Source organism: Streptomyces sp. NPDC002845, from assembly GCF_053591955.1.
In genome coordinates, this window is the sequence record NZ_JBSFUU010000010.1 from 57,723 (window position 1) to 80,821 (window position 23,099).

Below are 23,099 nucleotides of genomic sequence, written 5' to 3' on the forward strand. Positions count from 1 at the left end.
CCGGTTCGAGCGTGGGGGAGGAGCCACGTGGGCGTTTCGGCAACGCGGCTGGGGGTCCCCCCACGCCCTTAAGGCAATGGGGGAGTGCGTGCCGGGCGGCGTGCGCCCGGCCGGGGATATGACACAGGCTCTCAGGTCCTTGCAAGCGCCACGTCCCTGTACGCCCGTGCGTACGGTCACCGCATCCGGGTGGCCCACTCCTGCACCTTGGCGATCCGCTGCCGCAGCTGCCCCGCCGTGGCCTCCGCGCTGGGCGGTCCGCCGCACACACGGCGCACCTCGGTGTGGATCACGCCGTGGGGCTTGCCGCTCTGGTGGGAGTACGCGCCGACCATGCTGTTGAGCTGCTTGCGCAGTTCCAGCAGTTCCTTGTGGGTGACGACGGGCCGCCGCTCGGCGGGGAGTTCGAGGAGGTCGGCCTCGTCGTCCGGCTTCTTGCGGCTGTGCGCGATCTGCCGGGCCTGCCGCTTCTGGAGCAGGAGCTGGACCTGTTCGGGCTCCAGCAGCCCCGGAATCCCGAGGTAGTCCTGCTCCTCCTCGCTCCCGGGGTGGGCCTGCATGCCGAACTCGGCGCCGTTGTACATGACCCGGTCGAACACCGCGTCCGACTCCAGGGCCTCGAACGGCAGCATGTCCTGCTCGCCGGTGTCCTCGTCCTGCTGCTTCTCCGCCTCCTGGAGGAGCTTCTCCTCCTCGGCGTACGGGTCCTCCTCGACGTCCTTCTTCGGCTTGTCGAGGACGTGGTCGCGCTCGACCTCCATCTCGTTGGCGAAGGAGAGCAGGTCGGGCACGGTCGGCAGGAACACGGACGCGGTCTCGCCGCGCCGCCGGGACCGTACGAAACGGCCGACGGCCTGGGCGAAGAAGAGGGGCGTGGAGATGGTGGTGGCGTAGACCCCGACCGCCAGCCGGGGCACGTCGACGCCCTCCGACACCATCCGCACCGCGACCATCCACCGGTCGGTGCTGCCGCTGAACTCGTCGATGCGGTCGGACGCGCCGGAGTCGTCGGACAGGACGAGGGTCGCCTTGTGCCCGGTGATGTCCCGGATGAGCTTGGCGTACGCGCGCGCCGAGTCCTGGTCCGACGCGATGACCAGGGCGCCCGCGTCGGGGATCGCCTTCCTGACCTCGGTCAGCCGCTGGTCGGCGGCGCGCAGCACACTGGGCATCCATTCGCCACGGGGGTCGAGCGCGGTGCGCCAGGCCTGGCTGATGGCGTCCTTGGTCATGGGCTCACCGAGCCGCGCGGCGATCTCGTCCCCCGCCTTGGTCCGCCACCGCATGTTCCCGCTGTAGGAGAGGAAGATGACGGGCCGGACGACCCCGTCACCGAGCGCGGACCCGTAGCCGTACGTGTAGTCGGCGGCGGACCGCCGGATTCCGTCGTTCCCCTCCTCGTACGCCACGAACGGGATGGGGTTGGTGTCGGACCGGAAGGGCGTACCGGTGAGGGCGAGCCGCCGGGTGGCGGGCTCGAAGGCCTCAAGACACGCCTCACCCCACGACTTGCTGTCCCCGGCATGGTGAATCTCGTCGAGAATGACGAGGGTCTTGCGCTGCTCGACGCGGTTGCGGTGGAGCATGGGCCGCACGCCGACACCGGCGTAGGTGACGGCGACCCCGTGGTACTCCTTGCTGAGCGGCCCCGCGCTGTACTCCGGGTCCAGCCTGATCCCTATCCGCGCGGCCGCCTCCGCCCACTGCTTCTTCAGATGCTCGGTCGGCGCGACCACCGTCACCTGCTGCACGACGTGGTGGTGCAGCAGCCAGGACGCGAGCGTCAGCGCGAAGGTCGTCTTCCCGGCGCCGGGCGTCGCCACGGCCAGGAAGTCCCGCGGCTGTTCCTGGATGTACTTCTCCATCGCCCCGTGCTGCCAGGCACGCAGCTTGCCGGCGGTGCCCCAGGGGGCACGGCCGGGGAACGCGGGAGAGAGGTGATGGGACGAACTGGCGCTGGCGGCGGTGGTAGTCACGGTCTCCGGTCTGGGTGGTCGGGCGGCTCGGCTGCGTATGACGACCGGGTCACCCTACCGGCGACCCGGTCGCGTCAACGCGCGGACTGCGCCGGGTCACCCGTGGATGGGACTCAGCTCACAGAGGGCGCGCAGCCGCTCCGCGATCACTGCGACACGGCTCTCCTTGCCCGAGGCCACGTCGACGACCAGGTCGTACGCCGTGTCCTGGTCCGCATGCGCGAGGTCCACGTGGTTGACGGCGAGGAAGGTGGCGGCGGCCAGCCAGGCGGTGCGCTTGTTGCCGTCCACGAGGGGGTGGTTGGTCGCGAGGGCGTGGAGCAGGGCGGCGGCCTGCTCGTACGGGTCCGTGTAGGCGGCCGTGCCGAACATGCGGGCGCGGGGCCGGTGCACGGCCGACGCCAGCAGCCCGGGCTCGCGTGTCTCGGGCGGCCGTCCGCCGAAGGCGACCTCGGCGATGGCGGTGACGTCGGCGACGGTGAGGTGGCGGGCCGGGGTACGCAGGGGCGGCCGGTCGGGGGTCGTGGCGCTCATTCGCCGAGCCTCCGCAGCAGTTCGGTGTGGGTCTTCGCGAGGCGTTCGGCGTGGGCTCGGACGAGCGCCCCTTCCGCGTGCAGTTGTCCGCGTACGGCCTCCCGCGCGACTTCCTCGGGCGTGCGCCCCTGTGCGTCGGCGAGGTCGTCGAGAGCCTGCCGGGTGGCCGCGTCGAGGTGGAGGGTGAGGTCGGTCATGAGAGGTGAGGCCAGAAGAACGTGACACCGCCTTTCCACCGGTTTGCGGTTACGTCACCCCATCTCGTCTCGCGCCTCCCGCACCCGCGTAGTCACCCAAGCCCCCACCAACGCCACCCCCGCCATCGGCAGGAACACCGCGGCGAACGCGGCCGGGTGCGAGCCGCCGGAGGCCTCCGTGGCCGTATGGGCGACCGTGCCGCCGCCGAGGGCCGCGAAGGCGGCGCCGCCCGCGGCGAGGAGGACGACGTTGGAGAGGCCGTCGGATATCTGGAGGGCGGCGGAGTTGGCACCGGCCTCCTCGGGGGCGGAGAGCTTCAGGAGCAGGACGCTGGTGGAGGAGATCACCAGCCCCATCCCGAAGCAGCCGAACGCCCAGGCGACCGCCACGGTCCACACCGGCACCGCCTCGACGAGCACGCTCGGCGCGGCCGCGATCGACATGGCGACCAGGACCATCCCGCCCGTCATCAGCCGCTCCCGGTACGGCTCCACCCGCTGCCGCGACTGCATGTACGACCCCAGCGCCCACGTCGCCCCGCCCGCCGCGAGCGAGAACCCGGCCAGCGTCGGGGACAGCCCGCGCTGGGTGACCAGCATCAGCGGGATGAAGGACTCGGTGGCGACGAACGCTCCGGCCGCGACCCCGCGCAGCAGCACCACGGACGGCAGCCCGCGCGCCGCGCGGTACGTCCCCTTCGGCAGCAGCCCGAGCACGGCGGGCACCAGCAGCGCGGCCCCGGCCACCCCGGGCACCAGCGAGACCCACCGCAGGTCCTGGGCGGCGTACTGCAACAGCGCCGCGCCGAACGAGATCCCGAGGGCGAGCCGGATTCGCCGCCGGTCGACGGGCACGTCGCCCGCGGACTCCTCCGCCGGACCGCCGGCCCGGTGCCGTATCTGCGGCAGGGCGAGCGCCAGCGGGAAGACGACCAGCACGGGGATGCCGACGAACACCCAGCGCCACCCGATGTGCTCGGTCACCGCGCCCGCGGCGAGCGGCCCGACCACGGTCGGCAGCACCCAACTCGCCGCGAACGCCGCCATGATCGCCGGTCGCAGCCGCTCCGGGTACGCCCTCCCCACGACCACGTACAGCGCGACGATCACCAGCCCGCCGCCGAACCCCTGCACGGCCCGCCCGAGGATGAACGGCCACATCGCCCCGGCCGTCCCGGACAGCAGCAGCCCGGCCGCGAAGGCGACGATGCCGGTCGTCAGCGACCCGAGCGGCCCCTTCCGGTCGGACCACTGCCCGGCGAGCACCATCCCGAAGAGACTCGTCGTGAAGTACCCCGAGAACGCGAACGCGTACAGCGAGACCCCGTCAAGCTCCCGCGCGGCCACCGGCATCGCCGTCCCGACCGCCATCGCCTCGAAGGCGATCAGCAGCACGACGGAGACGATGCCGATGCTGAGCGCGCGGTAGGGGCGCCGCAGAACCCCGCCGTCCTCTTCGGCCTCAGCCTCGCCCTCGGTCTCAGCCTTGGTCTCAGCCTCGGCCTTCGACAGGACGGTCGGGGTGTCGGCGACACCTGTGTCGCGCGGTTCGGGGATGGTCATGTCCGCCAGCGTAAGGGGCGTCACCGACATTGACCCCTGTCGGAGGTCGCCCCCTCCTTGGGACCTTGGTCGTACGACCACCGCGGCCGTCGGTCACGCGTACAGCGTTCCGCCCGCCTCGTCCTCGAATATCTCCGGCCAGTACCGCCAGCCGTCGTCGTCCGGGGTGGCCGGGGTCGGGTCGCAGGCTATGGGGTCGACCGTGGCAAGGGTCTGGGTCATGGTGGCGGCGAGATGGACGTAGGAGTCGGTGAGGGAGTGCTCGGCGTCGAGGGACTTCTCCCGGTGCATCAGCCAGACGGTGAACGCGAGGGTGGAGATGTCCGCGTTGAGGGGCCTGAGGGCGCCGTCGGGCTCGCTGAAGCACAGGACCGTGCCCGTGGCGCCGTCGACCACGAGGCCGGTGTCCTCCAGGAGGTGGCCGAGGCGGATCAACCGGTCGGCCTCCGCGGGGAGTCGGCCGGTGTCGAGGACTCCCGGGCGCTCCTGCTCGTAGTACTCGACCAGTGTGGGCAGTGACACCTCCGTGTCCAGCTGGAAGAGGAAGCCGTCCTCCGGGAGGCCGACGTCCTGCAGGAAGCGGCGCGTGGGCCCGTGCGTGAGCGTCGAGGGGAAGTCCACCTCCTCGAAGCGCATGACCTCGCCGGTGCCGAACTCCTCGTCCAGCAGGCGGGGCGGCAGGTCGAGGGCGAGGCCCGTGCCGGGGCCCGCGATGCGCGCGAGGGGGCGGATCAGCGCGGCCATGCGCCAGTACGGCGCCACGTCGTCCCCGGCGCCCGCGCCGAACACGGCGGCCAGCCGCTCGGACGCCTCCGCCACCGCCTTCGGCCCGAAGCGCTTCCCGTACGACGCGAACCGCCCCCGGGGCGCCGTCAGTTCCTCCGTCGCCGCCGCGAAGCGCAGCAGGGTCTCCACGGAGGGGGCGAGCGGGGAGAGGCTCATCAGGCCAGGGGTGTCGCGGTGGACGTACGTCGTCGAGACCTCGCCCGTGGCGCCGTCGAGGACGATCGACTCCAGGTCCCGGTCGAGGGTGCGCAGTGACCCTATGACCAGTTGGTCCCGCAGTTCACGGGCGAGGTCGCCCGCGTCCGCCACCAGTTCCGCCACCCGGCGCAGCCCGGCGCCCTCGCGCAGCGCGCCGAACCCCAACAGCTCGCTGTCGTACGGCAGTCCGGGTCCCGTCAGCCACGCGCGTGTGCCCGCGTGGGTGACGTACGGATCGAGTTCCTCGGCGGTCAGCGTGATCGTGCCGCTGTCCGCGGCGTTCATCGTCGTGGTCGTGCTCATGGTTCCCCCAGCACATGGATCGCATGGTGCTTCCCCCGGCGAGGAACGCCCCACGGCCAAGCGGTCGTCCCCCACTGCTCAGAACCATACGCGGCCCCACTGACAACGGCCGTCGGCTCAGCGGGCGGCCGTCACGATCCCGTCACCACCGCGGCCTGCGGGCGGATCGGCAGGCGGTTCACCGGACGGCCCGTCGCGGCGCGGACGGCGGAGGCGATCGCGGCCGGGGAGGCCACGACCGGGACGGCGCTGACGGCCTTGGCGCCGAAGGGTGCGACGACGTCGCGCTCCTCGACCAGCTTGACGATGCGGATGTCGGGCGCGTCCAGGGCGGTCGGCAACGCGTAACCGGTCAGGTCCGGGTGGCGGATCACCCCGCGGGCCGTGCGCAGGTTCTCCGTCAGGGCCACGCCCACGCCCTGCGTGACGCCCGCCTCGATACGGGCGGTGAGCTGTGCCGGGTTGAGGACGCGGCCGACGTCCTGCGCCACGGCCAGTTCCACGACCCGTACGGAACCCAGCTCGATGTCGACGTCCACGACCGCGCGGATCGCGCAGAACGCCATCCCCACGAAGGCGTCGCCCTGGCCGGTCCCGTCGAGGGGTTCGGTCGGGTGGGGGCGGCACTGGGCGGTGGCCCACAGCTCCTTGCCGTCCAGCGCCTCGGCGACGGTGGTGGACAGGACGCCGTCGTACGACGTGATCTTGCCGTCGGTGATCTGGAGCAGCTCGGTGGACATGCCGAACTTGTGGGCCAAGGGCTGGAGGAGTTGCGTGCGGACCATTTTCGCCGCGCGTTCCACCGCGCCGCCCGACACCCAGGTGTGCCGGCCGCGGCAGCTCGCGCCCGCCGGGGGCTGGTCGGTGTCGACGGGCGCCACGTGCACCTCGTCGATGCCGAGGGTCTCCTGCACGATCTGCCGGGCCAGGGTGCCGAAGCCCTGGCCGGTCTCCACCGCCGCGCACAGCACGGTGGCGACGCCGTCCTGGACCCGCACGGTTGCCGTCGAGACCTCGTCCGCGCCCTCGGCGCCGAGCATGTGCACCATGCCGAGGCCGTAGCCGACGCCCCGGCGCACGGCGCTGGGTTCGCCCGCGCCCTCGGGCCCGCCCGGGAGCAGCCACTCGTCCTCGGGGGTGTCCTTGGGGAGGGTGGGCAGCGGGAAGTCCCGTACGGCCTGCAGGAGTTCGGCCACCGGGGCCGGGCAGGTCACCGACTGGCCCGTCGGGAGGACGTCGCCCGTGGACATCACGTTGCGCAGGCGCAGCTCCGCCGGGTCGACGCCCAGCTTCTTCGCCAGCTTGTCCATCTGGGCCTCGTGGGCCGCGGCGACCTGCATCGCGCCCTCGCCGCGCACATGGCCCGAGGGCGGGTTGTTGGTGCGGACGGCCCAGCCCTCGATGAAGGCGTTGGGGACGACGTACGGGCCGCAGGCGAAGGCCACGGCGGCGGCCAGCGCCTCCGAGGAGGTGTCGGCGTACGCGCCCGCGTCGAGCAGGATCTGCGCCTCGACCTTCACCAGCTTGCCCTCGGCGTCGGCGTGGTGGCGGTAGCGCAGGAGGGTGGGGTGGCGGTGGACGTGGCCGAGGAAGGACTCCTCGCGGGTCGCCGTCAGCTTCACCGGGCAGCCGGTCTTCAGCGCCAGCAGCCCGAGCGGGAGCTGGAAGCCCTGGTCCTCGCGGTCGGCGGTGGCGCCGGGGACGCCGGTGACGACGATCTTGACACGGTCGGGTTCCAGGCCGAAGGCGGCGGCGGCCGTGTCGCGGTCGGTGTGCGGGTCGGTGGAGGCGACGTAGAGCTCGACACCGCCGTCGGGGCGGGGCACGGCGAGACCGGCCTCGGCGCCGATGGGGGCCGGGTCCTGGCGGCCGATGCGGTACAGGCCCTCCACGACGATCTCGCCCTGCGCGTCCGGGTCGCCGTGGCGCAGCGGGATGTGCCGGATCAGGTTGCCGTCGGGGTGCAGGGGCTCGGCCTCGAAGGCCTGCTCCGGGTCGGTCACGGGGTCGAGTACTTCGTACTCGACGATGACGGCGGCCGCGGCCATCCGCGCGGTGTCCGGGTGGTCGGCGGCGACGGCGGCGAGGGGCTCCCCGTGGTGGCGTACGGCCTCGGAGGCGAACACGGGGCGGTCGGCCCGGCCGCGGCCGTGCAGCGCCGTGCCCGGCACGTCCTCGTGGGTGACGACGGCCCGGACGCCGGGCATCTCGCGCGCGTGGGTCGTGTCGATGGACACCACGCGCGCGTGCGGGTGCGGTGAGCGCAGTACGGCGGCCCACAGCAGGCCCTCGGCCCACAGGTCGGCCGCGTACGGGAAGGTGCCCTCCGTCTTGGCGCGCGCCTCCGCGGACGGCAGGGACACGCCGAGGCCGTGCGGCAGCGGCTCGGAGGCGGGTGGTACGGCCGCGGTGCCCGTCGGGGTCGCCGCGGTGGCGGCATCGTTGGTCACGCCTGACCTCCTCCGTCCTGGCCGTACGGCTGGTCGTGCTGTGCCGGGGAGTCGTACGCGGGGTCGTACGCCGCCGGGTTGACGCCGCCCTCACCGGGGCCCGCCTGGTGGGGGATGCGTGCCTCGTCCGGGTCCTGCTCCGGTTCGGCCCCGGCGGCGTCTGCTACGTGTGCCTCGCGTTCGGCGACGACCTCGCGCACGGCGTCCAGGACCCCGCGGTAGCCGGAGCAGCGGCACAGGTTGCCGCAGAGGGCCTGGCGGGTCTCCAGCTCGCTCGGCGCGGGGTTGCCCTCCAGGAGGTCGTGCACGGTCATCGCCATGCCCGGGATGCAGAAACCGCACTGCACCGCCCCGCACTTGGCGAGCGCCCGCTGCACGTCCGAGGGCGCACCGTCGACGGCGAGCCCCTCGACGGTGCGCACCTCGCTGCCCGCGGCGGTGACGGCGGGCACCAGGCAGGACGCCACGAGCCGTCCGTCGACCTGCACGTTGCACGCGCCGCACTCGCCCTGCGAGCAGCCGTCCTTGGCGCCCGCGAGGCCGAGCCGTTCACGCAGCACGTAGAGCAGTGACTCGCCGATCCAGGCGTCGGTCACCGGGCGGTCGGTGCTGTTCACCCGCAGGACGTACGAGGCGAGGGGGTGCTCGTCGGACGGAAGTGCGGAGGGCTCGCCCCCGGGGTCGGGCGTGTCGGCTTCGGGTTCGCCCCGCTCCGCGACTTCGGCGGTGGGCTCGCCCTCGGCGGCGTCCGGCTCGGGAGCCTCCGTAACCTCCGGGGCCTCGGGAGCCCCGTCGGCGTCTGCCGCCCAGGGTGCGCCAACCGCCTCAGACGCCTCCTGAGCACCCTCGGGCGCTTCAACGGCGTTCCCGGCGGGGGTCTCGGCGTACGGCTCGGCAGACGGCGCGCCAGCGGCCTCCACGGGTGCTCCGGCGGGCGGCGCGGGCGCCTGTGCCTCGGCGGGCCTCGGCGGTGGGGCCGTCCAGGCCGTTCCGATCGCCTCGTTCGCACCGGGCGTTCCGGTGGCACCGGGCGCGTCGTTCGTGTCCGTCGTGCCGGGCGCGTCGTTCGTCCCGGGTCCTTCGGTCACCCAGGGGGCGGGTGCGCCGCCGGGGAGGGTGGCCGGAGGGGTGCCGCCCCACTGCTCGACGAGCGAAGATGCGCTGAACTCGCCGGATTCGTCCGGAAGGTCACCCCCGGCGACCGGAATCGACCACTCTCCGGTCACATCGTGTCCGGGAGTGGCCTCCCCTTGAGTGACACCCTCGAAGCTCCACTGCCCGGTGGCTCCCGGGTTGTACGCGAAGCCGTCCTGGGCGCCCCCCTGGGGCACGGCGTTCGGGTCGGGCCACTGGGCGCCCTCGGCCGGTACGGCCCAGCCGTTGCCCGTGGCCGCCGGGTCGGTTCCGTCGGGCGGGGCGGGCGTGACCGTTATGGGCGGGGGCACATAGCCGCTGCCGGGCGCGGCGAGGGGGCTGTCGGAGCCGAGGAGCGCCTCGATGCCCCCTTCGGGGAGCTGGACGAAGGTGGTGGCGCCGTCGTCGTAGTCCCCCTGGGGAAGCCGTTCCCATCCACCCTGGGCACCCTCCTGGGGGGTGCCTTCTCCGTGCTGGTCGTCGGTCACGACAGTGCCCTCCCCAATGCTCGTCGGGCCAGCGCGGCGACGGTGCGCCGCAGGTGCAGTACGGCGGGCGGAAGCGGGGCCACGGAGCCGTCCTCGGCCGGGGGCGCGTCGGGGATGCAGGCGGCGGCGACGTACTCCCCGAAGGCCTGCAGCGCCTCGGGTACGAGCGTGCGCGCGCCGTCCCAGTCGATCAGCCGGCCCACCCACGCCTCGGCGTCCAACGGGCGCAGCGGCATCGGCGCTATGGCTCCGACGGCGCACCGCACTCCGCGCCGGGCGGGGTCGAGGACGAGCGCCACGGACGCGGTCGACCGTCCCGGGCCGGTGCGTCCGGTGGCCTTCAGGAAGACCTGGGGCGCGTGCAGCAGCGGCACGCGCACGTACCCGATGAGTTCGCCCGCGCGGAGCATCTCCATGCCGGCGAGCAGGTGCGAGACGGGCATCTCCCGGCGGGCTCCGCCCGGGCCCGCGATGATCAACGTGGCTTCCAGCGCGGCCAGTACGGGCAGCGCGTCCCCCGTGTGGGAGGCCGTCGCGATGTTGCCGCCCAGGGTGCCCGCGTTGCGGATCTGCGGGGGCCCGGCCGCGCGGGCGGCGGCGGCGAGCGCGGGGATGAGGGCGGCGAAGTCGGGGCGGCCCATACGCGCGTGGGTGAGGCCCGCGCCGAGGAGCGCGTGGCCGTCCTGGTACTGCCAGCCGCGGATCTCGCTGATCTTGCCGAGGCCGACGAGCGCGGCGGGCCTGAGCTGCCCGGAGTTGACCGCGGTCATGAGGTCGGTGCCGCCCGCCACGGGTACGGCGGCAGGCGTGGCCGCCAGCGCCGCCACGGCCTCGTCCAGCGTGCCGGGCAGCGTCACGGCCTGCGCCGCCTGCGGTGCGTGCGTGGTCAAACCGGCTGCCCCTTCCCGCTGCCCCACCTGGTCCCACCTGTGTTGCCGTACGGTACGTGCTGACAGGGCGGACGTGGCAACTCTGGCACATCTTCGCGAGACCCGAACGCAGGGGTCCGCTAGGAGGCATTCGCCCACCTCGGCGCAGGGTTGGTCCGTTTTCGTACGACATCACCCGTGGGCGCGTATTGCCACTCTTCGATGATTCTCGTGCGGCTTTTTCCTTGCGAGGCCACGCTTTTGGGGTGAACGTCCGGGTTGTACGGATTTTTGTGCGGCTTCTCCGGTCACCTCACACGTTCGGGGGCGCCCCGTCGATCGGACGTCCGAGCACCCCGGGGCGCCGCTGCCACGGACGGGGTCCCCCGGGCGGGCGGTAGGCCACGCCCAGGGCGTCAAGTCGGCCGTAGTGGGCGGTCATCCGTCGCTCGAAGTCGGCGAAGTCCCGCTCGGCCGGGGCGGGCAGGCGGCTCCACGCGACCTCGGCGAAGGCAGCGAGCCGCGGGAACGTCTGGTAGTCCACGCGCGCGGCGTCCTCCATCACCTCGGTCCACACGTTGGCCTGCGTCCCGAGAACGTGCCGTGCCTCCTCGTCGGTCAACTCCGGTGGAACGGGCTCGAAGCGGTAGACGTCCTCCAGGGTGCGGACGTACCCGATGGGCACGGGTTCGTCGGCGCCTGCGTCCTGCCGGTGGTCCAAGTACACCTGCTGCTGGGGGCACATGACGACGTCGTGGCCCGCGCGGGCGGCCGCGACGCCCCCGCCGTAACCACGCCACGACGACACGGCCGCCCCCGGTGCCAGCCCGCCCTCCAGGATCTCGTCCCAGCCGATGAGGCACCGCCCGCGCGCGGCGAGCCAGGTGTCGAAGTGCCGGACGAACCACGACTGCAGCTCGTCCTCGTCCGCGAGCCCCAGCTCCTCGATGCGCGCCTGCACGGCCGGCGACTGCCGCCACTGCTCCTTGGCGCACTCGTCGCCGCCGATGTGGATGAACGCCGAGGGAAACAGCTCCAGGACTTCCTCGAACACCCCCTCGTAGAAGCGGAGGGTGTTGTCAGTGGGGGCGAGTACGTTGTGGGAGATGCCCCAGTTGTCCCAGACGGTCAGGGAGGTCGTGTCGATGACGTCGGTGTTGCCCAGTTCCGGATACGCGGCGATGGCAGCCTGCGAGTGCCCCGGGATGTCGATCTCCGGGACGACGGAGATATGCCGCTCGGCCGCGTACGCGACGATCTCGCGGATGTCGTCCTGGGTGTAGAAGCCCCCGTGCGGCTTCTCCTCCCACAACGGCGAGGCGCAGTGGCCGAATTTCGTACGGGCCCGCCATGATCCGGCCTCGGTGAGTTTCGGGTACCGCTCGATCTCGATGCGCCAGCCCTGGTCGTCCGTCAGGTGGAAGTGGAAGACGTTGAGTTTGTGCGCGGCCATCAGATCGAGGTGGCGCAGGACCTGGTCCTTGGGGAGGAAGTGGCGGGCCACGTCGAGCATGAGGCCGCGCCAGGCGAAGCGAGGGCCGTCCTCGATGACCTGGCCGGGGATTCCGTACGTCGCCCCCGGGCGCACGGGGGCTCGGCGGAACGCGTCGGGGCCGAGCAGCTGACGCAGCGTCTGGGCACCCCAGAACACCCCGGCCGCGCTGCCGCCCCGGATCTCGATACCCCGGTCGGCGACGACGCCGAGCCTGTACGCCTCCGCCTCCAGGGTGCCGTCGAGGCGCAGCCGCACGCCGCCCGGGGCGTCCTCGGGGCCGGGCGGCAGGGGCAGGCCGAGGGCCGCACCGAGCGTGGAGCGCAGCCAGCGTTCCGTGCCGCCCGTACCCGGCGCGGCCCACAGGGTGGTGCGCTGGTCGAGCGGGACCCCGCGGCGCATGGGGCCGTCGACGGAGCGGGGCGCCGGAATCAGATCCGTCAGAGAAGTCACGTCCGTCGGAGAAGTCACGTCAGTCAGGGATGTCACGTCAGCCTCAGTCCTCAATCCTTTACCGCTCCGCCCAGCCCGGAGACCAGCCGTCGTTGTACGAGTACGAAGAACACCAGCACCGCAATCGTTCCAGGCGGAGATGAAGGAGAAGACACTGGTGGCGACCAGCCCCGGCAAGACGAGCGGGAAAAGGATCTGCCACAGGAATCGCGCACGGCTCGCCCCGTCGATGTACGCCGCGTCCTCCAGCGCCTCCGGAACGGCCTTCACGAACCCCCGCAGCATCCAGATCGCGAACGGCGGCGAGAAGGCGAGGTGCGGCAGGGTCAGCGCGCCCAGGGTGTTCAGCTGACCGAAGTCCCGCATCAGGAAGAAGACGGGGATTGTCAGCGCCTCCACGGGCACCATCTGCGCGACCAGGAACATGATCAGGAGAGTGGTCCGGAAACGGAAGCGGAATCGGGTCACGGCAGTCGCCGCGAGAAACGCGATCAGCGCGGAGGCGACGGCCGCGGTGCACGCCACGACAAGGCTGTTGAGGAAGTAACGGCCGAATTCCTGCTGTCCGAAGACGCGTTGGAAGGAATCGAGGGACGGGCCAGCGTCCAGGGGTCCAGGGGCGGGGCTCGGTGGACTTGATCTCCCCGGCCGGCTTGATGGCGCTCAACACCATCCAGCACAGCGGAAATGCCACGACCACCGCGATGACCACCGCGATGACCAGCGCGATGACCAGCGCGGATGCCTCCGCGGCCAGCCACCACCGGCGCCGTACGAAATGCCGGACGGACAGCGCGCTCACAGCTCTTCCCCCCTGTCTCCTGATCAGCCTCAAATGCACGAGCGTGACCGCCGGCAGAATCAGCAGAATGACGACGCCGATCACCGAGCCGAGGCTGTGCTGGGAGGACGCGAACGCCTTTTGGCAGGCGTACACGTTCAGTACGAGGTTGCGCGAGGACGGAGCGCCATATCCGCCACTGCGAGGCACATCCAGGGCGGCGGCCTCCAGGACCTCACCCGGTACGGCGCGGATGCCCGCGTACACCGTCACCATCACGAACGGGAAGGAGCACCACACCACTTGGATCAGGACGAGGGCGAAGGCGCTGTAACGCCCGTACGTCCACGAGTGGTCACCGAGCCCCAGCACCACAAGAGGTCTCAACCACTCTGTGACCGAGGGGCGGGTGGAGAAGCGTCGGGAGGGGTCCCCGCGGGGACGGCCTACCGTGCTCGTCGATGTCGACGACGGAGGTGGGCGATGGTGAGCTTCTCGGAGGCGGTCAAGCGCGGCCTGACGCAGACCTTCTCCTGGGAGGGCCGGGCCTCCCGGTCCGAGTACTGGTGGTTCATCCTCTTCGGCATCATCTGCTACATACCCGGCGTCGCCCTGACCGTCGAACTGGACGTCCCGGTCCTCGCCTTCGTGTGGCTGTTCCTGTTCGTGCCGACGCTGGGCGTCTTCGTGCGCAGGATGCACGACTGCGGCCGGACCGGCTGGTCGTGGTTCTGGTCCTTCATCCCGCTGATCGGGCTCATCGTGCTCCTCGCGTTCCTCTGCCAACGCGGCGAGCCGGGGACCAACGAGTACGGCCTGCCGCCGGGCACGAAGGTGGACTGGTGAGAGGTGAGGAGATGGACGTGTCGGCACGGGTGAGGCGTGTCGCGGCGGTGGTGGTGGTCGGTGGCGTACTGGCCGTCGCCGGTTGCTCGCCGGATACGGACACGGACACGACTGGGGCCAAACCCTCGTCTAGCCCGGTGCCGAGCCGCGCGCTGGTGATGTGGGCCGACGGGATGTGCCAAACCACGGACGGCTTCGAGGCGTTGAAGAAGAGGAGCGCCGCAGAGATCAAGGACATCACGGACCCGCCCGAGGAGGCGATCCTCCCGGTCGGCATGGAGGCGCAGACCTATCTGTCGAGCACCTCATCGTCCCTGGACTCTGTCGTGCAGGCGCTCGACGGCCTGGGGGAGTCGGGCATCACCGCCGCGGACCGGCTGCACGACCGGTTCGCCGAGGACGTCGGCAAGGCCGCCACGGAGGCCACCGAGCTGGCCGACTACTCGGTCCTCCACAGCCTCTCCGAGAAGGAGAAGATCAAGCGCGCCGAGCGCGTGGCCGGGCTGGTCAAGTCCCTGAAGATGCCGAAACCCGACCTGAGGACGGTGGCCGACGACGAGCCGAAGCTCGCGGCCGCGTACCGGCTGGCACCTCGCTGCGTCCCGCCCGCCGAGCCGTCACCCAGCACCCCCGAGCGCGCTGAGCCCACGACCCCGAGCCCGGCCTCGACCGGCCCGCTGCCCAAGGCCGAGGACGGCAAGGACACCGGAGCCTGCAAGGACGGGGACTGCGAAATCCTCGTCACCGAACCGGTGGACTTCCTGGTCGGCGACTGGGATCTGCACGTGACCGTGAAAGGCTCCACGGTCACCGTCACGCACAGCGATTCCTCGGGATTCGTGAGCAATTTGGCGTTCGGCGACGGCGGAGGAGGCGCGTTCGCCACAGCGGGCGGCACGGAGACCGCAGTCGACGCCACCGCGGTCAACAAGGACGGCGCCGTACTGAAGTTCAGTACGAAGTAAGTGGCCGTCAACAGCATCCGAAATGATCTGTGGGGGGCGGCTGGGGCAAGGCGAACCAGTCCCCCCGCCCAGGTATGACAGAACCGCGGCACCCGCACCCAGGTGCCGCGGCCGTGCTCACGGCGCACGCGGCGTACGCAGCCGCGCCGACGCGACGCCCCACCCCAAGGCGGCAACCAGGTTGCCCAGGCCGGCGCGTCGTCGCCGGCGCTACTTCTTGTCGCCGTCCTTGTCCTTGTCCCCACCCGCACCCATGGATTCGTAGATCTCCTTGCACATGGGACACACGGGGTACTTCTTCGGGTCACGGCCCGGCACCCACACCTTGCCGCAGAGGGCCACGACAGGCGTGCCGTCGAGAGCGCTCGCCATGATCTTGTCCTTCTGGACGTAGTGGGCGAAGCGCTCGTGGTCCCCGTCACCGTGGGAGACCTGCGGCGTCGGCTCTACGAGGGTCCCCGTACCAGTCCCGCGCTCGGGCTCAAGAGTGCTCATAAGGGCCAAGGGTACTGAAGCTCACAGGCATCAGTTGAGAGAAGGGTCGTCCGGGTACGTGGCCACCATCGCGAGTTCGCTGCGCTGGCGGCGCAGGACCGAGCGCCAGAGTCTCTCGGGGGACGGCGAGGAGACGTCGCCGGGCTCGGACTCCACCACGTACCAGGCGCCCTCGACCAGCTCGTCCTCCAGCTGGCCCGGGCCCCACCCGGCGTACCCGGCGAAGATTCTCAGGGAACCCAGGGCGGACGCGAGGAGTTCCGGCGGAGCCTCCAGGTCGACGAGGCCGATCGCGCCGTGCACGCGGCGCCAGCCCAGCGGCGCCCGTTCCACGGAGTTCCCGCCGGGGATCACCGCGACGCCGAGCGCCGAGTCCAGGGAGACCGGGCCGCCCTGGAAGACGACGCCGGGCTCGCCCGCGAGGCCCGCCCAGCCCTCCAGGATGTCGCCGACGTCCACCGGGGTCGGGCGGTTGAGGACCACCCCGAGCGAGCCCTCCTCGTCGTGGTCGAGGAGCAGCACCACAGCGCGGTCGAAGTTCGGGTCCGCCAGGGCGGGCGTGGCCACGAGCAGCCGCCCTGTGAGCGAGGACACCTCGGTCATGCCAGACATGATCCCGCATCTTGCCCGTCGGCGGGGAGTCAATCCCCGTACGCACAGGAATGCAGCTCAGGGCGCACTGGTGCGGCCCCCGCGCACAAGCGCCGCCACGCCCGTAACGGTGACCCCTCGTGCCCGACGGTGAACGGTTCGTGTTGTGGCAAAGCTATGACGACTGCACGGGCACTTGGGCTTACTGAAGGGGGGTAGGCGGCCATTACGCTAGCTCTTCGGCTCACGCCTCACCGGCCTACGCCTCATCGGCTCCTGTCTGCCGACACCCACTGTCCGACTCCACGGAACGCGAGATTCATGACCGTCAACGGCCCTGAAGACGTACTGCTTGTCCACGGCGGCACCCCGCTGGAGGGCGAGATCCGTGTCCGCGGTGCGAAGAACCTCGTGCCGAAGGCCATGGTCGCCGCGCTGCTGGGCAGCGCGCCGAGCCGGCTGCGCAATGTTCCCGACATCCGCGACGTCCGTGTCGTACGCGGGCTGCTGCAGCTGCACGGGGTGACGGTCCGTCCGGGAGAGGAGCCGGGCGAGCTGGTCATGGACCCGTCGCACGTGGAGAGCGCGAACGTCGCGGACATCGACGCGCACGCGGGGTCGAGCCGGATTCCGATCCTGTTCTGCGGTCCGCTGCTGCACCGGCTGGGCCACGCGTTCATCCCGGGCCTGGGCGGCTGTGACATCGGCGGCCGGCCGATCGACTTCCACTTCGAGGTGCTGCGGCAGTTCGGCGCGAAGATCGAGAAGCGGGCGGACGGCCAGTATCTGGAGGCTCCGCAGCGGCTGCGCGGCACGAAGATCCGGCTGCCGTACCCGTCGGTGGGTGCCACCGAGCAGGTGCTGCTGACCGCCGTACTCGCCGAGGGCGTCACCGAGCTCTCGAACGCGGCCGTCGAGCCCGAGATCGAGGACCTCATCTGCGTGCTGCAGAAGATGGGCGCCATCATCGCGATGGACACCGACCGCACGATCCGTGTCACCGGTGTCGACTCGCTCGGCGGCTACACCCACCGCGCGCTCCCGGACCGTCTGGAGGCCGCCTCCTGGGCGTCGGCGGCGCTGGCGACCGAGGGCAACATCTACGTCCGCGGGGCGCAGCAGCGCTCGATGATGACGTTCCTGAACACCTACCGGAAGGTCGGCGGCGCCTTCGAGATCGACGACGACGGCATCCGCTTCTGGCACCCCGGCGGCCTGCTGAAGTCGATCGCCCTGGAGACCGACGTCCACCCCGGCTTCCAGACCGACTGGCAGCAGCCCCTGGTGGTGGCCCTGACGCAGGCGACCGGGCTCTCGATCATCCACGAGACGGTGTACGAGTCGCGGCTGGGCTTCACTTCGGCGCTCAACCAGATGGGCGCCCACATCCAGCTCTACCGCGAGTGCCTCGGCGGCTCCGACTGCCGCTTCGGCCAGCGCAACTTCCTGCACTCCGCGGTCGTCTCCGGCCCCACCAAGCTCCAGGGCGCCGACCTGGTCATCCCCGACCTCCGGGGCGGCTTCTCGTACCTCATCGCCGCCCTCGCGGCCCAGGGCACGTCCCGTGTCCACGGCATCGAGCTGATCAACCGGGGTTACGAGAACTTCATGGAGAAGCTGGTCGAGCTGGGCGCCAAGGTCGAGCTGCCGGGGAAAGCGCTCGGCTAGATCGTCCGGCCCGGCCGGCGTTCGAGGCCACGTGTCAACGCGACAACGATGGGGCGGCACCCGGAGTCCGGGTGCCGCCCCATCGCGTTACCTACGTGCCGTACACCGTCCCGTGAGGTGTGGACGGCAAGGTCACTTGCCCTTGGCGGCTTCCTTGAGCTTGCTGCCCGCCGAGACCTTGACGCTGTAGCCGGCCGGGATCTGGATCGGGTCGCCGGTCTGCGGGTTGCGCGCGGTGCGAGCGGCACGGTGGGTGCGCTCGAAGGTCAGGAAGCCGGGGATGGTGACCTTCTCGTCCCCCTTGGCGACGATCTCGCCGACGGTCTCGGCGAACGCGGCCAGCACGGCGTCGGCGTCCTTGCGGGTCACCTCGGCGCGGTCGGCCAGCGCGGCCACCAGCTCACTGCGGTTCATGTTGTTACTCCCGTGTTCTTCTTGCCGTTGGGGCGTGCCACGCGGCGGAGCCGCATGTTGGGCACAGCGAAGCCGATGCTGCCAGGGACCTCGGTGAGTCCCCGGACCCGGGTCCGTCGTCAGACCCTCGCGCCCAGAGACGCATCCTGCACTCACCTGCGGCGGGAAAGCCAATCCGGCACCCGTGGGGGTCACACGAACACCCTTGGGAGCCACACGGAGAGTGCCACCGCATCGGTGTGGTGACGCTCCGTCCGTTCCCCGGCGACGGGCCGCAGGGGCCCGGGCCCTGGCGGGCCCAGGCCTGGCCGCCACCCTAGAGGGCGGCCAGGGGCCCCAGGTTCCGCGACGCGCCGGGTTCGGGCGGTCGTGGCGACGGTCACAGAGGCCGCCACGGAGACTCACAGAGACGGCACGAAGTCCGTCGGGCGTGTCCGACAGCCGTGTCCGACAGGCGACCGACGGCGTGTCCGACGGAAGCGTCGGACGTGTCAGACGGACGTGCTCTCCGTCGCCGCCTTCGCCGCGTTGCGCACCGCGTCGGCCACCGCTCCCGCGACCTTGTCGTTGAAGACGCTGGGGATGATGTAGTTCGCGTTGAGCTCGTCCTCGGTCACGACGTCCGCGAGGGCGGTCGCGGCGGCGAGCATCATCTCGGTGTTGACGGTGCGGGACTGGGCGTCCAGGAGGCCGCGGAAGACGCCCGGGAAGACCAGCACGTTGTTGATCTGGTTCGGGAAGTCGGAGCGGCCGGTGGCCACGACTGCGGCCGTCTGGCGGGCGATCGCGGGGTCGACCTCGGGGTCGGGGTTCGCGAGCGCGAACACGATGGCGTCGTCGGCCATGGCGGCCACGTCGTCGCCGTCGATCACGTTGGGCGCCGAGACACCGATGAACACGTCGGCGCCGCGCACGGCCTCCTTCAGCGTGCCCTTGAGGCCCTCGGGGTTGGTGTTGTTCGCGATCCAGCACAGCGGCGAATCCGGGGCGGCGCTCACGAGGTCCTCGCGGTCCGCGTGGACGACACCGTGGATGTCGGCGACGACGGCGTTCTTCACGCCCGCCGCGATGAGCAGCTTGAGGATGGCCGTACCGGCCGCGCCCGCGCCCGACATGACGACCCGGATGTCTCCGATCGCCTTGCCTGCGACGCGAAGTGCGTTGGTGAGGGCGGCGAGGACGACGATCGCGGTGCCGTGCTGGTCGTCGTGGAAGACGGGGATGTCGAGGGCCTCGCGCAGCCGGGCCTCGATCTCGAAGCAGCGGGGCGCGGAGATGTCCTCCAGGTTGATGCCCGCGAAGCCGGGGGCGATGGCCTTGACGATCTCGACGATCGCGTCGGTGTCCTGGGTGTCCAGGCAGAGCGGCCAGGCGTCGATGCCTGCGAACCGCTTGAAGAGGGCCGCCTTGCCCTCCATGACGGGCAGCGCGGCCTTGGGCCCGATGTTGCCGAGGCCCAGCACCGCCGAGCCGTCCGTCACGACCGCAACGGAGTTGCGTTTGATGGTGAGGCGGCGGGCGTCCTCGGGGTTCTCGGCGATCGCCATGCAGACGCGGGCCACACCCGGCGTGTAGACCATGGACAGGTCGTCACGGTTGCGGATGGGGTGCTTCGACGCCATCTCGATCTTGCCGCCGAGGTGCATCAGGAACGTACGGTCGGAGACCTTGCCCAGCGTGACGCCCTCGATGGTGCGCAGCTGCTCGACGATCTCTTCGGCGTGCGCCGTGGAGGTCGCCGCGATGGTGACGTCGATGCGGAGCTTCTCGTGGCCGGAAGCGGTCACGTCGAGGCCGGTCACCGAGCCTCCGTGGGACTCGACGGCCGTGGTGAGCTGGGAGACCGCGGTTCCGCTCGCGGGCACCTCCAGCCGGACCGTCATCGAGTAGGAGACGCTGGGCGCCGTTGCCATGGCCGACTTCCTCTGCTTTCACCGTGTGGCTGGGTTGTGCCGTCCGATCGTCGCACCTACTGCGGAGTACGCGGTAGCCACCCTGGATTGTGAACGTTTTGTTCGCCGGTCAGCCATACGCCGAGCCGACGAAAGAGGCCCACGCCACCTCTCCGGTGACGTGGGCCTCTCACACGTTCAGTGGCACCGGCCCGCCATGCTCGCCTCGCGGCAAGTGGTCGCTCGTAGCGACGAAGGTTGGGCCCGGGGGCTTGGATCGGGCCGGTGCCACACCCAGGCTAACAAACAGATCCCGTAAGGCCATTCCCGTACCAGGAGTTCATTTCCCGGCCCGCGTTCGGTCCCGATTTCAGTCCCGATTTCAGTCCGCCGTTCATCCGGCGGCGGGTGCAAGATCCCTTCAGTCCCGCAGAAGGTCCGGCACCCCCTGCGCGTCCGGCTCGTCCCGCTCCCCCGATACGACGGTGAGCTGCTGGGTCGCCCGGGTGAGCGCCACGTACAGCACCCGCAGCCCCGCGGGGCTCTCGTCGGCGATCTCGGCGGGCGACACGACGACCGTGGCGTCGTACTCCAGTCCCTTCGCCTCCAGGCTGCCCAGCGCCACCACCCGGTCTCCGAGCCCGGCGAGCCAGCGCCTGGCCTCCGCCCGGCGGTTCATGGCGACGACGACGCCGACCGTGCCGTCGACGAGGTCCAGCAGCCGTGCGGCCTCGGCCCTGACGGTCTGGGCGAGCGAGTCGCGTACGACAGTGCTGTGTCGATTGTTCGTTGTCACAAAACGCGGCTCGACCCCCGTGGAGCGCACCGCGGACGGGGACTCGGAGCCGGGCATGGCGAGGGCGAGGACCTTGGCGGCGAGTTCGGCGATCTCGGCGGGGTTGCGGTAGTTGACGGTGAGGGTGAAGCGGCGGCGGGGGCGGGTGCCGAGAGCCTCGTCACGGGCATCGGCCGCCTCGTCCGGGTCGGACCAGGAGGACTGGGCGGGGTCGCCGACCACGGTCCACGTGGCATGCCGTCCCCGGCGCCCGACCATGCGCCACTGCATCGGCGTCAGGTCCTGGGCCTCATCGACGATGACGTGCGCGTACTCGGTACGCTCCTGCGCCAGCCGCTCGGCCCGCTCACGCTGCGACTCCTCGCGTACGGGCATGAGCTCCTCAAGGCCGGTGAGATGGTCGAGCGGGTCGAGCTCCCGCTTCTTCCGAGGCCTGGCAGGCACGCCGAGGATGGCCTGGAGCTCGTCGAGCATGGCCACGTCGTGGACGGACAGCCCGTCGCGCCGCAGGGACCGCGCGACCCGCCGTACCTCGCCCGGGTTGAGGATCCGCCGGGCCCAGCGCCCCAGCCGCTTCTCGTCGGCCATGGCCTCCAGTACGGCGGCCGGGGTCAGCTCGGGCCACCAGACGTCGAGGAACTCGACGAAGCCGTCCTCGCCCGTGATGTCCTCGTCGAACGACGACCGCAGCTCGGCGGCCAGCTCCGGGTCGGTGTGCCGGGTGCCCGCGCCGGACTTCTCCCACAGCGCGTCGAGGAGCAGCTTGCGGGCGCGGGGGCGGAGGAGGTTCACGGGGGCGGTACCGCTGAGCGCGGTGCGGCGAATCCGCTCCAGCTCCTCGGCCTCCAGTTCCAGGCGACGGCCGAAGGCGACCACGCGCAGGCGGGTGGGCGGACCGGCGGGAGCCGGGAGCCGCGCGTCGGCGGGGGTGTCCTCGCCGAAGGCCAGTTGCTGTCCGGCACGACCGCCCGGGTGCGCGCCCTGAGCCACGTCGGTCGTGTCGGTTGCTCCGGTCACGTCAGTCACGTCATTCGCGTCGCCGTTCCGCGCGGGGCGCGAGGGCGCCGCGCCCCGCCCGTCGGCGCCTGCCGGCGCCGGCTCCAGCGCCCCCCGCGCCGCCTTCCGCAGCACCTTGAGCATGCGGTACGAGCCCTTCGCCCGGGCCACGGACGGGGAGTCGTACAGCGTCGCCTCGGCGCCGACCGTGTCCCGGGCGAGTGAGCCGATCGCGCGGATGGCGACCTGGCCCTCCTCGCCGAGGGACGGCAGCACGCCCTCCGTGTACGCCACGAGCAGCGGGGTCGGCGAGACGATCAGGATGCCGCCCGCGTACCGGCGCCGGTCCTGGTAGAGCAGGTACGCGGCCCGGTGCAGGGCCACGGCCGTCTTGCCCGTGCCGGGGCCGCCCTCCACGTACGTCACCGAGGCGGCGGGGGCCCGGATCACCAGGTCCTGCTCCGCCTGGATCGACGCCACGATGTCCCGCATGGTGTGGCTGCGGGCCTGCCCGAGGGCGGCCATCAGCGCGCCGTCACCGATGGCGGGCAGCTCACGGCCGTCGAGGAATGCCTTCAGCTCGGGCCGCATGAGGTCGTCCTCGACGCCGAGCACCCGGCGCCCCTTGGAGCGGATCACGCGCCGCCGTACGACACGCCCCGGGTCGACGGGCGTGGACCGGTAGAACGGCGCGGCGGCGGGCGCCCGCCAGTCGATGACGAGAGGCGCGTAGTCCGCGTCCAGAACACCGATACGGCCGATGTGCAGCGTCTCCGCGATGTCGGCCGTGTTGTCGGCACGCACCGCGCCCTCCGAGGGCTCGACCGCCGTATAGGCGCCGTCGGGCCCCTTCTTGCCGTCCTTGCCGGGCAGCAGGTCGATCCGGCCGAAGAGGAAGTCCTCGAACTCGTTGTTCAGCCGGTTCAGGTGGACGCCCGCCCGGAAGACCTGGGCGTCCCGTTCGGCGAGGGCGCCGGGGGTGCCGACCTGGCCGCGCTTGGCGGCGTCGTTCATCAGGAACTCGGCCTCGTGGATCTTCTCCTCAAGACGCTGGTACACCCGGTCCAGGTGTTCCTGTTCGCCGCTGATCTCTCGGTCTCGTACGGAGTCGTGGACCGAGCCGAACGCGGATTCCTGCTGAACCTGAGCGGCCACCGGGCCCCCTTCTGACGTGCTGGGCAGCCGTCAACCGTACGCGAAGGGGGCCCCGGA

The 23,099-nt window shown here is 71.5% G+C and carries 17 protein-coding genes and 2 pseudogenes; 3 read left to right on the forward strand and 16 right to left on the reverse strand.

Features of this window, described 5'->3' with window-relative positions:
* Positions 1 to 176: 176 nt before the first annotated feature.
* The 11 genes and pseudogenes from ACWD3C_RS09485 to ACWD3C_RS09535 form a co-directional block, all read right to left on the reverse strand.
* Positions 177 to 1,976, reverse strand: coding sequence for a DEAD/DEAH box helicase (locus ACWD3C_RS09485; RefSeq protein WP_451141841.1), 1,800 nt, complete (start codon positions 1,974 to 1,976; stop codon positions 177 to 179).
* Positions 1,977 to 2,072: 96 nt separating this feature from the next.
* A complete protein-coding gene (locus ACWD3C_RS09490; RefSeq protein ID WP_451141843.1) occupies positions 2,073 to 2,510 on the reverse strand; it encodes a type II toxin-antitoxin system death-on-curing family toxin in 438 nt (145 codons plus the stop codon).
* Entirely contained in the window at positions 2,507 to 2,707 is a 201-nt protein-coding gene (locus ACWD3C_RS09495) for a hypothetical protein (protein ID WP_451141845.1), read from the reverse strand. Before ACWD3C_RS09495 ends, ACWD3C_RS09490 begins: the two co-directional genes overlap by 4 nt.
* A 54-nt stretch (positions 2,708 to 2,761) precedes the next feature.
* On the reverse strand, positions 2,762 to 4,270 hold the full coding sequence (locus ACWD3C_RS09500) for an MFS transporter (protein WP_451141847.1): 1,509 nt from the start codon (positions 4,268 to 4,270) through the stop codon (positions 2,762 to 2,764).
* A 93-nt stretch (positions 4,271 to 4,363) separates the two neighbouring features.
* Positions 4,364 to 5,557, reverse strand: a complete 1,194-nt coding sequence (locus ACWD3C_RS09505) for an SUKH-4 family immunity protein (RefSeq protein ID WP_451141849.1) — start codon at positions 5,555 to 5,557, stop codon at positions 4,364 to 4,366.
* Positions 5,558 to 5,688: 131 nt separating this feature from the next.
* The gene (locus tag ACWD3C_RS09510) at positions 5,689 to 8,007 is read right to left on the reverse strand and encodes a xanthine dehydrogenase family protein molybdopterin-binding subunit (RefSeq protein ID WP_451141851.1); all 2,319 of its coding nucleotides are present in this window, start codon (positions 8,005 to 8,007) and stop codon (positions 5,689 to 5,691) included.
* Entirely contained in the window at positions 8,004 to 9,629 is a 1,626-nt protein-coding gene (locus ACWD3C_RS09515) for a 2Fe-2S iron-sulfur cluster-binding protein (RefSeq protein WP_451141853.1), read from the reverse strand. Before ACWD3C_RS09515 ends, ACWD3C_RS09510 begins: the two co-directional genes overlap by 4 nt.
* Positions 9,626 to 10,519, reverse strand: coding sequence for an FAD binding domain-containing protein (locus ACWD3C_RS09520; RefSeq protein ID WP_451141855.1), 894 nt, complete (start codon positions 10,517 to 10,519; stop codon positions 9,626 to 9,628). Before ACWD3C_RS09520 ends, ACWD3C_RS09515 begins: the two co-directional genes overlap by 4 nt.
* 292 nt (positions 10,520 to 10,811) lie before the next feature.
* Positions 10,812 to 12,479 carry a beta-N-acetylhexosaminidase gene (locus ACWD3C_RS09525; protein ID WP_451141857.1) on the reverse strand — a complete coding sequence of 556 codons (1,668 nt, stop codon included), beginning with the start codon at positions 12,477 to 12,479 and terminating at the stop codon, positions 10,812 to 10,814.
* A 14-nt stretch (positions 12,480 to 12,493) separates the two neighbouring features.
* Positions 12,494 to 13,245: pseudogene (locus ACWD3C_RS09530) on the reverse strand (carbohydrate ABC transporter permease).
* A 9-nt stretch (positions 13,246 to 13,254) separates the two neighbouring features.
* A pseudogene (locus tag ACWD3C_RS09535) lies at positions 13,255 to 13,596 on the reverse strand (ABC transporter permease subunit); the annotation flags it as partial.
* A gap of 111 nt (positions 13,597 to 13,707) precedes the next feature.
* Here ACWD3C_RS09535 and ACWD3C_RS09540 point away from each other — a divergent pair.
* On the forward strand, positions 13,708 to 14,070 hold the full coding sequence (locus tag ACWD3C_RS09540; protein WP_451141859.1) for a DUF805 domain-containing protein: 363 nt from the start codon (positions 13,708 to 13,710) through the stop codon (positions 14,068 to 14,070).
* On the forward strand, positions 14,067 to 15,035 hold the full coding sequence (locus ACWD3C_RS09545) for a hypothetical protein (protein ID WP_451141861.1): 969 nt from the start codon (positions 14,067 to 14,069) through the stop codon (positions 15,033 to 15,035). Before ACWD3C_RS09540 ends, ACWD3C_RS09545 begins: the two co-directional genes overlap by 4 nt.
* A gap of 210 nt (positions 15,036 to 15,245) precedes the next feature.
* Here ACWD3C_RS09545 and ACWD3C_RS09550 read toward each other — a convergent pair whose 3' ends face one another.
* Positions 15,246 to 15,530: a DUF3039 domain-containing protein gene (locus tag ACWD3C_RS09550; RefSeq protein WP_451141863.1), complete on the reverse strand. Its 285-nt coding sequence runs from the start codon at positions 15,528 to 15,530 to the stop codon at positions 15,246 to 15,248.
* 30 nt (positions 15,531 to 15,560) lie between these two features.
* The gene (locus ACWD3C_RS09555; protein ID WP_451141865.1) at positions 15,561 to 16,133 is read right to left on the reverse strand and encodes a YqgE/AlgH family protein; all 573 of its coding nucleotides are present in this window, start codon (positions 16,131 to 16,133) and stop codon (positions 15,561 to 15,563) included.
* Positions 16,134 to 16,442: 309 nt separating this feature from the next.
* Here ACWD3C_RS09555 and murA point away from each other — a divergent pair, with 309 nt between their 5' ends.
* Entirely contained in the window at positions 16,443 to 17,789 is a 1,347-nt protein-coding gene (gene murA / locus ACWD3C_RS09560) for a UDP-N-acetylglucosamine 1-carboxyvinyltransferase (RefSeq protein WP_451141867.1), read from the forward strand.
* Between the two features lie 132 nt (positions 17,790 to 17,921).
* Here murA and ACWD3C_RS09565 read toward each other — a convergent pair whose 3' ends face one another.
* From ACWD3C_RS09565 to ACWD3C_RS09575, 3 genes are all read right to left on the reverse strand, one after another.
* A complete protein-coding gene (locus tag ACWD3C_RS09565; RefSeq protein WP_007382399.1) occupies positions 17,922 to 18,203 on the reverse strand; it encodes an HU family DNA-binding protein in 282 nt (93 codons plus the stop codon).
* Between the two features lie 491 nt (positions 18,204 to 18,694).
* Positions 18,695 to 20,116 (reverse strand): malic enzyme-like NAD(P)-binding protein, encoded by a 1,422-nt coding sequence (locus ACWD3C_RS09570; protein ID WP_451141869.1) that lies wholly within the window; start codon positions 20,114 to 20,116, stop codon positions 18,695 to 18,697.
* Between the two features lie 400 nt (positions 20,117 to 20,516).
* Positions 20,517 to 23,042 (reverse strand): HelD family protein, encoded by a 2,526-nt coding sequence (locus tag ACWD3C_RS09575; RefSeq protein ID WP_451141871.1) that lies wholly within the window; start codon positions 23,040 to 23,042, stop codon positions 20,517 to 20,519.
* Positions 23,043 to 23,099 lie beyond the last annotated feature (57 nt).

Bases quoted from the DNA above. Each gene is read 5' to 3' on its own strand.
- ACWD3C_RS09490 (WP_451141843.1), bottom strand. From the start codon at position 2,510: ATGAGCGCCACGACCCCCGACCGGCCGCCCCTGCGTACCCCGGCCCGC.
- ACWD3C_RS09495 (WP_451141845.1), bottom strand. From the start codon at position 2,707: ATGACCGACCTCACCCTCCACCTCGACGCGGCCACCCGGCAGGCTCTC.
- ACWD3C_RS09500 (WP_451141847.1), bottom strand. From the start codon at position 4,270: ATGACCATCCCCGAACCGCGCGACACAGGTGTCGCCGACACCCCGACC.
- ACWD3C_RS09505 (WP_451141849.1), bottom strand. From the start codon at position 5,557: ATGAGCACGACCACGACGATGAACGCCGCGGACAGCGGCACGATCACG.
- ACWD3C_RS09540 (WP_451141859.1), top strand. From the start codon at position 13,708: ATGGTGAGCTTCTCGGAGGCGGTCAAGCGCGGCCTGACGCAGACCTTC.
- ACWD3C_RS09550 (WP_451141863.1), bottom strand. From the start codon at position 15,530: ATGAGCACTCTTGAGCCCGAGCGCGGGACTGGTACGGGGACCCTCGTA.
- ACWD3C_RS09555 (WP_451141865.1), bottom strand. From the start codon at position 16,133: ATGACCGAGGTGTCCTCGCTCACAGGGCGGCTGCTCGTGGCCACGCCC.
- murA (WP_451141867.1), top strand. From the start codon at position 16,443: ATGACCGTCAACGGCCCTGAAGACGTACTGCTTGTCCACGGCGGCACC.
- ACWD3C_RS09565 (WP_007382399.1), bottom strand. From the start codon at position 18,203: ATGAACCGCAGTGAGCTGGTGGCCGCGCTGGCCGACCGCGCCGAGGTG.
- ACWD3C_RS09570 (WP_451141869.1), bottom strand. From the start codon at position 20,116: ATGGCAACGGCGCCCAGCGTCTCCTACTCGATGACGGTCCGGCTGGAG.